We start from the raw sequence: 13,183 nt of genomic DNA, 5'->3' as shown, positions 1-13,183 counted from the left end.
AGCTCTCAGCAATGCTCAGGCCCTCGGTCAGGTCCGTTCAGGGTGTGCGCGGGATGGCCGAAATGGCCGGCTGGGAGTGGTCGGCGGAGGCGGAGGGAGCCGCCCCGCTCCCCTGTTCGAGCCCGGTGGACGCGGGCGGCGTGATCTGGTCCCGGCCGTTGGAGGAGGCGCCGCGGTAGACCGCGGCGAAGGCCAGCGCGACCATGCCGATGCCCATCACGAGGGCGAGCACCCAAGCGACGGGGCGATGCCAGCGGACCTGTTTGCCGTACGCCCCGGGGGCGCCGTAACGGCCCTCGAGTATGTCCGTGTCGTCCAGATCGTCGAGCTCGGGATCATGGCCGAAACCGGTGCGGCCCTCGGGGCCGTACCCGTCGTCGAACCGCTCACCCCGGCCGGGTGCCCGGCGCGCTTCCGCCTCGGAGGCCTCCGCTCTCGCCTGGGCGGCGGCCAGGAGGCGTTCGACGGCGGTCGGCTCGTGCACCACGGCCGCCCGTACGAAGGCCTCGTCGAAGACCGCGGAGGCGAACTCTTCGTCCGACACCCCGCGGTCGTGGTCGTCGTCGGGCTCCCAGCCGTCAGGGAACGGCGTGCCCCCCACGTCCTCCGGCACGGATCCAGAGTAGTCCTGGGGGGTCAATTTGGGCAGACGGTATGGAAATTCATCTGCCTTGTGAGACACCTCTGTGCGGCACGGACGCAGAGCGGGGCGCGTGTCGGCCGCATATGCCCTGGCCGCGCGCCCTGCGCCGCCGCGCCCTCCGACGCGCCCCCGCACAGCAAGGGCGCGCCTGTCAGCGAAGCGACCTCGCCGGGTCAGCGCCGTACGTGCCCGTCTCCGGTGACGATGTACTTCGTGCTCGTCAGCTCCGGGAGCCCCATCGGCCCGCGCGCGTGCAGCTTCTGCGTGGAGATGCCGATCTCCGCGCCGAAGCCGAACTGGCCGCCGTCCGTGAACCGGGTGGCGGCGTTCACCGCGACCGTCGTGGAGTCGACCAGCTGGGTGAACCGGCGGGCGGCCTGCTGGGAGGTGGTGACGATGGCCTCGGTGTGGCCGGAGGTCCACAGGCGGATGTGCTCGACGGCCTTGTCCAGCGAGTCCACGACCGCGGCGGCGATGTCGTAGGACAGGTACTCGGTCTCCCAGTCCTCGGCCGTGGCCTCGACGACGGTCGCCTTGGAGTCCTTGGCGTACGCCAGCACCCTCTCGTCGGCGTGCACGGTCACCCCGGCCTCCGCGAGGGCGTCCAGGGCGCGCGGCAGGAACTCGGGGGCGATGTCCTGGTGGACCAGGAGGGTCTCGGCGGCGTTGCAGACGCTGACGCGCTGGGCCTTGGAGTTGATCAGGATGTCGATGGCCATGTCGAGGTCGGCGTGGGCGTCGACGTAGACGTGGCAGTTGCCGGTGCCGGTCTCGATGACGGGAACGATCGACTCCGACACGACGGTCTGGATCAGCGCGGCGCCGCCGCGCGGGATCAGCACGTCGACGAGGCCGCGGGCGCGCATCAGCTCGCGCACGCTCTCACGGCTCTCCCCGGGCACCAGCTGCACGGCGTCGGCGGGCAGCCCGGCCCCGCCCACGGCGTCCCGGATCACCCGGACGAGTGCGGTGTTCGACTCGTACGCCGAGGCCGAGCCGCGCAGCAGCACGGCGTTGCCGGACTTCAGGCAGAGGGCGGCGGCGTCCACGGTGACGTTCGGGCGGGCCTCGTAGATGATCCCGACGACGCCGAGCGGGACGCGGACCTGGCGCAGGTCGATGCCGTTGGGGAGGGTGGACCCGCGGACGACCTCACCGACCGGGTCGGGCAGCGCGACGACGTCCCGCACATCGGCGGCGATGGCCCGCACGCGCTCCGGGGTGAGCGTCAGCCGGTCGATGATCGCCTCGCTGGTGCCGGCCTCGCGGGCCTTGGCGATGTCCTTGGCGTTGGCCTCGACGATTTCGCTCGTACGGACCTCCAGGGCGTCCGCGATGGCGAGCAGCGCGTCGTCCTTCTCGGCCCGCGGCAGCGGGGCGAGGTCGGCGGCGGCGGCCTTGGCGCGGTAGGCGGCCTGGGTGACCGGGGACATGGAGTCGTACGGCGAAAGCGTGGTCATGAAAGAAGGGTAGTGCGACCGGGGCCGGCGTCCTGCCGCTGTCCCATCTCCCGAGACAGAACCGATACGCACCTCTCGCCCTCGTTTGCCCCCTACGCACCGCAACCATCGATTGAGGAACCGCGACGGCGCGCAACCCAGGTCCGCGAGAGCGGCGCCGGTTTAGGCGCACTAGTAGGCGCACTAGTAGGCGCACTAGAAGGGATGGACGCCCACGGGGGTCGCCGGCAGCGGCCCGTAGCCTTCGGCGATCCGCTGGTGGTAGGTCTCGCGGTCGATGACTTCCAGGCCGACGATCTCCCAGGGCGGCAGCCCCGCGCTCTGCCGGTGCTCGCCCCACAGGCGCAGCGCGACGGCGGCCGCGTCGTGCAGGTCGCGGGCCTCTTCCCAGTAGCGGATCTCGGCGTGGTCGGTGGCGTACCTGCTGGTCAGCAGAAAGGGGTGGTCGTGGGCGAGCTGTTCGAGGGCGCGCCGCACCTCCTTCAGCGGGGCCTCCTGGCCGGAGACGCTGAGGGTGACGTGCCACAGGCGGGGCAGGTCCTTGGGCTCCTCGTACCGGTCGCCGGCCGCGACGCTCGTCAAGGCGCGCTCCTCACCGGCCGCACGGGACGAGGCCCCACCGGCACCGCGGGACGCCGTCCCAGGGCGCACTCGTCTCACAACGGCCTCCTTTACGCAGTGACCGACACCGTGGTCGTGCGGAATGTCCCTGAGACAAAGTTGAGCAGGCCGCAAGGGCTCGCGGGGCGGTTTTGCGGAACGTCCACCTCAGGGCGACTCCTATTGCAGGGCGTTCACCCCGTTTTCGGCCGGGGGTCCGGGGGTGGCCCCCGGGGCAATGCAGCGCGGAACGTCCACCTCAGGGCGACTCCTATCGCAGGGCGTTCACCCCGTTTTCGGCCGGGAGTCCGGGGGTGGCCCCCCAGGGCAATGCAGCGCGGAACGTCCACCTCAGGGCGACACGTATCGCAGGGCGTTCACCCCGTTTTCGGCCGGGGATGCCAGGTCCGCGCCGCCACCGCGCCGCCGCTCAGGGCTGCAGGATCACCAGATCGTCCCGGTGGATGACCTCACGCTCGTACTCCGCCCCCAGCTCCCGCGCCAGTTCCCGCGTCGACCGTCCGAGCAGTTGCGGGATCTCCTTGGCGTCGAAGTTGACGAGCCCGCGCGCGATCGCGTGGCCCGTGCTGTCCCGCAGCTCGACCGGGTCGCCCGCGCTGAACTCGCCCTCCACGGCGGCGATTCCGGCCGGCAGCAGCGACTTGCGGCGTTCGACGACCGCCCGTACCGCGCCGTCGTCCAGCGTCAGCGAGCCCTGGGGGGTGGACGCGTGCTGGAGCCACAGCAGACGGTCGGCGGAGCGCTTGCCGGTGGCGTGGAAGTAGGTGCCGGTGTCGCCGCCGTGCAGGGCCTCGGCGGCGTGGACGGCGCTGGTCAGGACCACCGGGATGCCGGCGGCGGCCGCGATCCGGGCCGCCTCGACCTTGGTGACCATGCCGCCGGTGCCGACGCCGGCCTTGCCCGCGCTGCCGATCTCGACGTGCGCGAGATCCTCCGGCCCCCGCACCTGAGCTATCCGCGAGGTCCCCGGCTTGCTGGGGTCACCGTCGTACACACCGTCCACGTCGGACAGCAGCACCAGCAGATCCGCCCGCACCAGATGAGCCACCAGGGCGGCGAGTCGGTCGTTGTCGCCGAAGCGGATCTCGTCCGTGGCGACGGTGTCGTTCTCGTTGACGATCGGGAACGCGCCCATCGCGAGGAGCTTGTCGAGGGTGCGCGAGGCGTTGCGGTGGTGGACGCGGCGGCTCATGTCGTCGCTGGTCAGCAGCACCTGCCCGACGCGGACGCCGTAACGGGCGAAGGAGGCGGTGTAGCGGGCGACGAGCAGGCCCTGGCCGACGCTGGCGGCGGCCTGCTGGCGGGCCAGGTCCTTGGGGCGCCGGCGCAGGCCCAGCGGGGCGAGTCCGGCCGCGATGGCGCCGGAGGAGACGAGGACGATCTCCCGCTCCCCGCCGCTGCGGCTCTTGGCGAGGACGTCGACGAGCGCGTCGACCCGGTCGGCGTCCAGGCCGCCGGACGCGGTGGTCAGCGACGAGGACCCCACCTTGACGACAATCCTGCGGGCCTCGCGCACACCCTGCCTTGCCCCTGCCACCTGTGCTCTTTCCCCTCACGTGGGTCCGGTTCCCTGCTCGGCAATCTACGCGAAGTGGATCGTGCGGCGCGCGGGGATTCCAGCCTCCGGACAGGCGCCCTGTAGCAGTTTGCTCACGCTTTGCGTACGGCAAAAAGGTTGTATTGGCTCCATCTGGAAATTGAAGTTTCTCCCAACATAATTTGAAGGCCGTGAAACGCCTGCTCCTCCGCTCCGGCAAGAGTCCCTACGACGTCGTCTCCGTCGAGGAGGCCCTCCACCGGGACGTCATCGCCACCAACTCCGGCAACCTGATCTTCAGCGACGTCACCCACAAGATCCTCGAAACCCCGCGGACCAAGGTCTTCTCGAACGGCATCCGCACCGACATCTCGGCGGCCGGCCGGATCAACGAGGAGTACGACGCCTTCGTCGTCCCGCTCGCGAACGCGTTCCGGCCTTCGTTCGAGGCGCAGTTGAAGCGGCTGACGCGGCTGATCGGCAAGCTGCGGATCCCCGTGGTCGTGGTGGGGGTCGGCGCGCAGGCCGGGCTCGGCTACAACGCGGCCCGGCTGAAGGGCATCGAGCCCACGGTGCGCGAGTTCGTCTCCGCCGTGCTCGACCGCAGCGCCTCCATCGGGGTCCGGGGCGAGTTCACCGAGAAGTACCTCAAGGACCTGGGCTTCCGGGACGTCGAGGTCATCGGCTGCCCGTCGCTCTTCATGTACGGCAAGGAACTCACCGTCACCAAGCGGGAGCCGGCCCTCCACCCGGGCTCCCGGATCGCGGTCAACGGCTCGCACAGCGCGGTGAAATCCCAGGGCCTGGACCGGGTCATCACCCGCGCCCACGCCCGCTACCCGAACCTGCGCTTCATCGGCCAGAACCTCAGCGACGCACGGCAGTTGCACTGGCGGGACCTGTCCGACCCGAACGGTCTGGTGACGGCGATGCCGACGCACCCCGAGCACCCGATGTACCGGGAGGACAAGGTCCGCGTCTACATCGACCCGGTCACCTGGATCGACGACCTGCGCGCGTTCGACTTCTCCTTCGGCTCCCGCATCCACGGCAACATCGCCGCGCTGCTCGCGGGCACCCCGGCGACCGTGCTGTGCGGCGACTCGCGCACGCTGGAGCTGTGCCGCTACTTCGGCATCCCGCACCGCCGGATCGACAAGCTGCCCGAGGACCTGGACCCGGCGTCGCTGTACGAGGAGGCCGACTTCGGCGCCCTGATGAGCGGCCACCAGGAGCGGTTCGAGCGGTTCACGGCGTTCCTGGACCGCAACGGCCTGGAGAACACGTTCACGCACGGCGACGGCGGTGCCGCCTTCGAGGAGCGCATGCGGTCGCTGGCCTTCCCGGCGGGCGTCCGCCCCTGGAACGACGCCGACCTCACCTCGCTCACCACCCGGTTCGGCTGGCTGCAGAGCCGTATCACCGAACTCTCCACGGACAACGACCGGTTGAGGCGCGAGGTGGCCCGCACCGCCAAGCCGGGCACGGGGCTGCCCGCGGCGTCCGTCTACCGCCGGGCCCGCCGTGTGGTGGGCGGCCCGATCCGCCGGGCGCTGCAGTCGGGACGGTAGACGGTAGGGGCGGGGTTACGGCGGTAGGGGCGGGGTTCCGGCAGCCTCGGTCACTCCAAACCATCCGGACACTCGCGTGTCGTCCGGAGGTCGGTGCGCGTTAACCCGGGCGCACAACGTCCCGCCCCGACCTTGGAGTGACCGCAGTTGCCCACACCCCTGTCCCGCCTCCCGGTGAGAGCGCTCGTCACGGCTCTCCTGGCCGCCGCCTTCGGTGCCCAGGCCGTGGCGGCGCTGCACCCGCACGTCCCGGTGCTGCTCGCCGCGACAGTCACGTCCCTGGCCCTCGAGGGTGTGCTGCTGCGCTGGCAGCGCGGCATGCTGTCGGTGTTCGCCAAGTCGCACGCGGACATCACCGCGCGGCATGTGCTGCGGGACCTGCTGCTGGTCGTGGCCCTGCTGCGGCTCGGCGAGCAGGACCGGGAGACGGTGTACGGCCCGCTGGTCGCGGGCCTCCTCGCCTTCTACGCCCTGCACTGCGCGATCCAGGCGGTCTCGGTGCTGGTCCGCCGCACCCGCACCCTGCCGGTGGTCACCCGCAACATCGACGCCTCCGGGCTGCGCCTGTCCCCCGCCCCGCCCCTGCTGCTGCGCCGCCCCGGCCCCCGCCTGCTGGTCTTCGGCCTCCCGGCCACGGCGGGCCTGCTGACCACGGCGGCCCTCGACGACCCCCGCTGCGCGGCCGTCGGCATCGCCCTATCCCTCGGCCTCGCCCTGCTGGGTCTGCACGACCTTCTCGTACGGCTGCTGCCGAGCCGTCGCCCGGCGGGCGAGCGGGAGGCGCTGGAGTGGCTGGACGCCTGGCTGGCGGAGTACCGGCCGACGGTCGGCCTGTACTTCTCCGGCGGCGCTTCCTCGGCGTACCAGGCGAACATGTGGCTGGAGCCGCTCGCGAAGCTGGACGGCCGTCCGCTGATCGTGCTGCGGGAGCGGTTCATGGTGCAGAAGATCGCGCCGACCGACGTGCCGATCCTCTGTCTGCCGAAGGTCTCCACCCTGATGCACCTGGAGCAGTCCACGCTCCGGATGCTCATCCACCCCTCCAACTCCGGCAAGACCTCCCAGGTCCTGCGCATCCCCACCCTCAAGCACACCTTCGTCAACCACGGGGAGAGCGACAAGCTGTCGTCCTGCAACCCGTACGCGAAGGCCTACGACGAGGTGTGGGTGGCGGGGCCCGCGGCGCGCGAGCGGTATGCGTATGCCGAGGTCGGCGTCGAGGACAAGGACGTCGTGGAGATCGGCCGCCCGCAGCTTGACGCCGTACAGCCGTACGCGGGCCCGCCGGCCGGTACGTACACGACCGTCCTGTACGCGCCGACCTGGGAGGGCTGGGACGGCAACCCCGGCAACACCTCGGTGATCGAGGCCGGCGAGAACCTCGTACGGGCGCTGCTCGCCGACCCCGGTGTACGGCTGCTGTACAAGCCGCATCCGCTGACGGGGTCGGTGGATCCGCGAGCCGGGGCGGCCGATCTGCGGATCCGCGAGCTGATCAGGGCTGCGAACCGGGAGCGGACGGGTGAGCGGCCCCAGGACACCGGGGAACTCACCCTCCGTACGCAGGAGTTGGACCGTCTCACCACGACGGTCGTGCGGGCGAGCGCCGATCAGGTCGAGCGGATGATGCTCCAGTCGGCGCCGGAGGCGGGGCGGGCGGAGGCGGTGGCACAGGCCACAGCCGCCTGGGAGGAGGCGTACTGGGCCTCGCTGCCGGAGTGGGAGCACCAGGTCGTGACGGCCGCGCGGCCCACGCTGTACGCCTGCTTCAACCGGGCCGATCTGCTCATCAGCGATGTGTCGAGCGTGATCAGCGACTTCCTGGCGAGCGGGAAGCCGTACGCCGTGGCGAACACCAGTGGGCTCGCGGAGGACGTGTTCCGCAAGGCCTTCCCGACCGTGCGCGCGGCGACCGTGCTGACGCCGGACGCGGCCGGGGTGCCGGAACTGCTGGGCGCGGTCCGGCACCCGGAGAAGGACCAACTCGCCGCAGCGCGGGAGGAGTTGAAGCAGCACCTGTTGGGGCCGGCCGAGCCCACGTCACAGGCGCGCTTCAACGAGGCTGTACAGGCGCTGTGTTCGGCCGCGCAGGAGCACCGAGCGCGGATGGAGGAGCGGCTGGCGGCGGAGCTCCCGGCCGAGATCCCGGATCAGCGACGCTCCCTCACGCGGGAGCAGCCCGCCCACCCGGCGTAGCCTCGCGCGAGGCCGTCAGCATCCGCCGCGCCTTGCGCACCGCCCGCCGCAGGAACGAGTCCGCGCCGCCCTCCCGGTAGCCGGGGAAGGCGCGGGCCTCGCGCGGTTCGGCGAGGTAGACGGAGTCGGGTATGCCGGCCGCGGCGTCCCGGAAGTGCGGGTAGGCGAGGTAGACACGGCGGCCCTTCTTCTCCAGGAGGGCCGTCGGCTGCTTCTTGGCCTTGACGAACTCCACGACGGGCAGCAGGAGTTCGGGGCGCTGCTCGGCGACCAGGTGCAGTCGCAGGCGCTCCTCGACCTTGAGGCGGCGGGCGATGCCCGGCGTCCAGTACGCGTCCATCAGGGGCTTGGCCAGTTCCAGCTTGTGCCGCCTGACCTTCTCGCTGTCCTTGGCGTACTTGGGTCCGAACTGCGGCAGCAGGGTGATCAGGAAGGGGCGGACCATGAGCAGGTCGCGCCGGTCGCCGGCGGGTATGTGCTCGGCTATCAGGTTCATCAGGGCGCGTGCGGAGTCGAACCGCAGGGTGTAACCGCCGCTCTTCGTCACGTGCTTGCCGTCGTCGCGGCCCACCAGGTAGTAGCAGGTGTAGTCGGCGACCACGGAGACGCCGTCGGCCCGCAGATAGGCCTCCATCGTGAACAGCGCGTCCTCGCCGGTCCACAGGGACTCGTCGAAGCGCATGTGGTGCCTGGTCAGCAGTTCGCGGCGGAACAGCTTCTGCGCGCTCAGCGTGAACTTGATGTTCGAGGAGAAGACGTCGGTCCGGTCGAGCGTCTTGCCCCACATCGACTTCGGCGCGGTGCGGTTGACGCCCTCCACCCGGCCGAGGATGACGTCCGTGCCGTTCCTGTCGCCCATCGCGACCATGCGCTCCAGGGCCTCGGGGCCCAGCCGGTCGTCGGCGTCCAGGAAGAAGACGTAGCGCCCGGCCGCCTTCCCCAGACCGACGTTGCGCGGGCCGCTGGGGCCACCGGAGTTGTCCTGCCGGATCACGGTCACCGGCATGGGCGCGCGGGCCGCGAACTCCTCCAGGCACTCCCCCGTGCCGTCCGTCGAACCGTCGTCGACGGCGATGACCTCGATGCGCTCCGGATCGATGGTCTGTGCCTCGACTGACGCCAGGCACTCGATCAGGTACGGCATCGCTTCGTACGCCCCGATGATCACAGTCACATCAGGCTGCGTGACGGTCACGTTTCCCCCTTGTCGACGGGATATTTCCCCCGTATCGCCTCATTCGCTACTTGATAGACGGCTGGTCATTGCAAGCGGTTGCCTCACGCCCATGCTTTGGTGAGCCGGATCACATAGCGAGCTGACATGGGCTCACGGTATTCGGGCAAAGTAAGAGGCCCACTAGAAGAGGCCCACCAGAAACGGCGCGGCCCCCGAGGAGTGCTCCTCGGGGGCCGCGCCGTCGGTGGTGCGGGTCAGGCCGTCACATCGTCCCCGGCCGCCGACACCCGCTGCGCGGGTACGGTCGCCGGCGCGGCCTCGGCGGCTCCGGCCGCCACCCGTGACTCCTGGCCGACGTTGCGCGTCTCGGCCTTGATGGCGAGGTCCGACACGGCGGTGTTGAACTGCTCGATGGAGGTCGGCTCGTCCGGGCCGAGCAGGTACCGCTTGAGGTCCCCCCGGTCCTCGGCCAGCGGGTCCGACGCCGGGTCGCGTACGGCGTCCAGCAGGCCGCCCAGCTCGGCCGCGCTGTTGGACAGGATCGTCGCGGCGCGCACCGCCGTGTTCTGCCGCTTGAACTCCTCCACGCCCAGCTCGGCGGAGTCCGTGACGGCGTACGGCTTGCCGCTGGCGATGAAGTCGGAGACCACGCTGGAGATGTCGGAGACCATCGCGTCGGAGACGTTGAAGCAGTCGTACAGGCGCGGCTCGGCGCCCGTGATGACGCGGTGCTCGTGGCTGCCGAAGGAACGCCAGTACGCGGTGTTCCACTCGGCGCGCAGCCGGGCGATCTCCTCGTGCTTGGCGACGTCCACCAGGCCGTCGCGGGTGGCCTCGGCCTCGTCGCCCTTGCCGTTGCCCTTGCCCTTGCCGGACAGCTCGGCGAGGCGGGCCTCGATGCGGGCGAGCTCGGCCTTGGCGGCGGTCTGCGCGGCGGCGTCGGCCTGGAAGCGCGAGTCGGTGGCGCGCTCGGCGCCGGCCTGCTGGACCAGCGCGACGATCCGCTGGTTGGCGGCCTTGGCCTCGGCGCTGACGGTGCCGGTGAAGGGGTGCGGCTTGTACAGCACGCGGACCGGCGGGTCGGCCGTCACCAGCTTCTGCACGATGTTCTCGCCGGCGAGCACGATCGAGGTGTTGCCGGGGTTGCCGTCCCAGCCCTCCCAGGTGGGGGCGTAGAGCACGGTCGGGATACGCCCCTCCGGCACACCCTGCCAGGTATGGATCGGCGCCAGCTGCGGGCGGCCGACCTCGACGATGTCCTCGTCGCGGACGCCGACGTCGGCGATGGCGTACCGGTCGCGGCCCGCGCGCCCGGCGGTCCACACCTCGTCGTAGACCTTGCTGTACGGGTTGACGCTGGCGAGCTTGTCGCTGTCGCCGTGGCCGATGAAGACGTGCTTCATGGTGGGGACGCGCAGCAGGTGGATGTTCTTGCCGACGTTCGCGGCGTACAGCGCGACGCGCACGTTGGACAGGTCCATGTTCATCAGGTGCACGCCGCCGGGCACGCAGATGACGGGGACCGTGGTCGGCGCCAGGTTGTTCAGGATGACCCGCTCGCGCAGGATGATCAGCGGCTTGGAGTCGAGCTGCTCCATGGTCTCCAGCCACATGTTGACCTGGTAGGCGGAGTCCTTGGAGCCGGAGAAGTACAGCACCGTCTCGGGCCGGTACTCGGCCAGCCAGTCGTCGACGGCGGCCAGGACGGTGTCGGCCCTCGGCGGGATCTTCCGGCCGCGGACGTAGGGCACGAGCGCCATGACGTACAGGCAGCCCACGCCCACCGTGACGCCGATGCCGATGAAGCCGGCCACGGCCGACTCCAGGGCCGCCGAGACGAGGATGCCCGCGACGGCCGCGAGGTCGAGGTGCAGCATCTTCTCGGCGGAGCGGTGCAGCAGCCTCCGCGGCGGGGCGTCCGGGATGCGGATGCGCGAGGCGAGGTCGACGTTGCGGGTGGCGACCGGCATACGGCGGCGGTTGCGGATCAGGGTGACCAGCGCGCCGTGCGGGGCCTGGAGGCCGTAGAACGCTATGAAGCAGGCGATCGCGCCGTAGTAGATCAGGTCGTCCGCGAAACCGAGCCGGGCCAGCAGCAGGATCAGCAGCAGTTGTCTGATCAGGAAGCGGATCGACAGACCGGCCCGCACCTTGCTCAGGCGGTTGACCAGATAGCTGCTCTTGCGGTGCAGATAGTGGTCCGCCAGGTACGTCACGGCGGCCGCGGCCGCGAAGGCGGGAACGCTCGGGACGAGCGCGGCCAGCATGAGCGCCGGGAAGCCCAGGATCATGAGGGCCGCCGCGGCCAGCTCGGCCGGGCTGCCCACCCGGGCGACGCGAATAGCGGTGGATATCACGGAGAACCTGCTCAGTGGGAGGGGCCGGTCTGAGGGGTGAAGGACTCAGGCCCCTGTGAATTCTTCGTGAACGAAGAATCGCAGAGGCCTGAATTCCCTAAGGCTATTGACAGCTGATTATGCCACGCCGTCCTGGCGGTCCAGAACACTGGCCAGCGCCTGCTCGAAGCCGGACGCCTTTCCGGCGGGCGCCGTCGGGTCCTGCTGGCGGACGTCGATGACATGGCCGGTCAGCTCGGACAGCAGCACGTCCAGCGAGGTGCGGGCGACGGCCTCGGAGGAGAGCAGGCTGCCCGCGGGCTCCTGTCCGAAGGCCTTGGTGCGCATCGGGGTGGCGGTGCGCTCCGGGTTGATGCAGTTGACGCGGATGCCGTCGCCGGCCCACTCGTCGGACAGGGCCTGGGTGAGGTTCACCATGGCGGCCTTGGTCGAGGAGTAGAGGCTGTACTCGGCGCGACCGCGGGTGTAGCTGCTGGAGGTGTACAGCAGCAACTGGCCCTTGGTCTCGGACAGGTACTTGTACGAGGAGCGCGCGATCTGCACCGGGGCGAGGTAGTTGACCTTCAGCGCCTCCTCGATGGTGGCGTTGTCGGTCTCGGCGAGCTTGCCGATGCGCAGCACACCGGCGGTGTTCACGACGTAGTCGATGCGGCCGGTCTCGGCGTACGCCTTGGACAGCGCGTCGTCGACCTCCTCCGGGTTCTCCACGTGGGTGCCGGTGGTGGAGCGGCCCAGCGCGTACACCGTGGCGCCGTAGGACTCGGCGAGTTCGGCGATGTCCTTGCCGATGCCGTAACTGCCGCCGAAGACGACGAAGGTCTTGCCGGTCAGCAGCTGGCGGTAGGCCTCCTCGCTCACCTGCTCGGGAGCGGCGGTGGAGGCCAGCTGGAAGAGCTTGTCGGCGATGAAGACGTCGACGGGCTGGGTGACCTTCATGTTGTACTCGTCACCCGCGACGACGTGGATCGGCACGTCCGGCAGGTACTTGAGCACGACGGAGCAGTCGTCCGTGGCCTGGAAGTTGGGGTCCCCGGCGGCGACCTCGTAGGCCCGCTTGATCGTGGACAGCTTGAACGCCTGCGGCGTCTGGCCGCGGCGCAGCCGGGAGCGGTCCGGGATCTCGGTGATGAACTCGCCGTCCTCACCGTGCGTGCGGGTCACGATGATGGTGTCCGCGGACGGGATGGCGACGTCGACGGCCTGGAAGCGCTCCAGCGCCACGACGCAGTCGTCGATGACGCGCTGCGACAGCAAGGGGCGTACGGCGTCGTGGAAGAGGACGTTGAGGTCCTCGCCCTCGGCCAGGCCCTCGCCGAGCGCCTCGATGGCGCGCTCGGTCGTCTCGTTGCGGGTCGAGCCGCCCTCGATGATCTTCTTGACCTTCGTGAACCCGGCCTTGGCGACGATCTTCTCGATGTCCGGCACGTAGCCCGGCGCCATCAGCACGATGATGTCGTCGATGGAGTCGGCCTTCTCGAAGGTGGTCAGCGTGTGCTCGATGACTGCCTTGCCGGCGATCTTCAGCAGCTGCTTGGGGATCGACAGACCCACGCGCTGACCGGTGCCACCGGCCAGGATCACTGCGGTGGTACGGGGCTTGGCTATGTGCTGGGACACAGGT

General features: G+C 70.3%; 9 protein-coding genes. 2 read left to right on the top strand and 7 right to left on the bottom strand.

What is annotated here, in order from left to right; all coding sequences use genetic code 11:
- Window positions 1-37: 37 nt before the first annotated feature.
- From QQM39_RS30550 to proB, 4 genes are all read right to left on the bottom strand, one after another.
- Window positions 38-640, bottom strand: coding sequence for a hypothetical protein (locus QQM39_RS30550; RefSeq protein WP_302000759.1), 603 nt, complete (start codon window positions 638-640; stop codon window positions 38-40).
- 176 nt (window positions 641-816) lie between these two features.
- Entirely contained in the window at window positions 817-2,103 is a 1,287-nt protein-coding gene (locus tag QQM39_RS30545; protein WP_302000758.1) for a glutamate-5-semialdehyde dehydrogenase, read from the bottom strand.
- Window positions 2,104-2,298: 195 nt separating this feature from the next.
- Complete coding sequence (locus tag QQM39_RS30540) at window positions 2,299-2,754, bottom strand: hypothetical protein (RefSeq protein WP_302003781.1); 456 nt, start codon at window positions 2,752-2,754, stop codon at window positions 2,299-2,301.
- Between the two features lie 379 nt (window positions 2,755-3,133).
- Window positions 3,134-4,261 (bottom strand): glutamate 5-kinase, encoded by a 1,128-nt coding sequence (gene proB, locus QQM39_RS30535; RefSeq protein WP_302000757.1) that lies wholly within the window; start codon window positions 4,259-4,261, stop codon window positions 3,134-3,136.
- A gap of 191 nt (window positions 4,262-4,452) precedes the next feature.
- Here proB and QQM39_RS30530 point away from each other — a divergent pair, with 191 nt between their 5' ends.
- Complete coding sequence (locus QQM39_RS30530; protein ID WP_302000756.1) at window positions 4,453-5,832, top strand: polysaccharide pyruvyl transferase family protein; 1,380 nt, start codon at window positions 4,453-4,455, stop codon at window positions 5,830-5,832.
- Between the two features lie 147 nt (window positions 5,833-5,979).
- Window positions 5,980-8,028 carry a hypothetical protein gene (locus tag QQM39_RS30525; protein ID WP_302000755.1) on the top strand — a complete coding sequence of 683 codons (2,049 nt, stop codon included), beginning with the start codon at window positions 5,980-5,982 and terminating at the stop codon, window positions 8,026-8,028.
- On the opposite strand, the gene QQM39_RS30520 is transcribed toward QQM39_RS30525, so the two are convergent.
- From QQM39_RS30520 to QQM39_RS30510, 3 genes are all read right to left on the bottom strand, one after another.
- A complete protein-coding gene (locus tag QQM39_RS30520; RefSeq protein WP_302000754.1) occupies window positions 7,997-9,223 on the bottom strand; it encodes a glycosyltransferase family A protein in 1,227 nt (408 codons plus the stop codon). The two genes, QQM39_RS30525 and QQM39_RS30520, sit on opposite strands and share 32 nt — an antisense overlap.
- Window positions 9,224-9,459: 236 nt before the next feature.
- Window positions 9,460-11,532 (bottom strand): hypothetical protein, encoded by a 2,073-nt coding sequence (locus QQM39_RS30515; RefSeq protein ID WP_302003780.1) that lies wholly within the window; start codon window positions 11,530-11,532, stop codon window positions 9,460-9,462.
- Window positions 11,533-11,679: 147 nt separating this feature from the next.
- Window positions 11,680-13,179 (bottom strand): bifunctional cytidylyltransferase/SDR family oxidoreductase, encoded by a 1,500-nt coding sequence (locus QQM39_RS30510; RefSeq protein ID WP_302000753.1) that lies wholly within the window; start codon window positions 13,177-13,179, stop codon window positions 11,680-11,682.
- Window positions 13,180-13,183 lie beyond the last annotated feature (4 nt).

This window comes from Streptomyces sp. DT2A-34 (assembly GCF_030499515.1).
In the GTDB taxonomy this organism is placed as follows: Bacteria; Actinomycetota; Actinomycetes; order Streptomycetales; family Streptomycetaceae; genus Streptomyces.
Note: the sequence above shows the minus strand (reverse complement) of the source record. Positions and strands in the feature narration are given on the sequence as shown.

What these genes read in the sequence shown, in the direction of transcription:
- QQM39_RS30545 (WP_302000758.1), bottom strand. Translation starts at nt 2,103, where the DNA reads ATGACCACGCTTTCGCCGTACGACTCCATGTCCCCGGTCACCCAGGCC.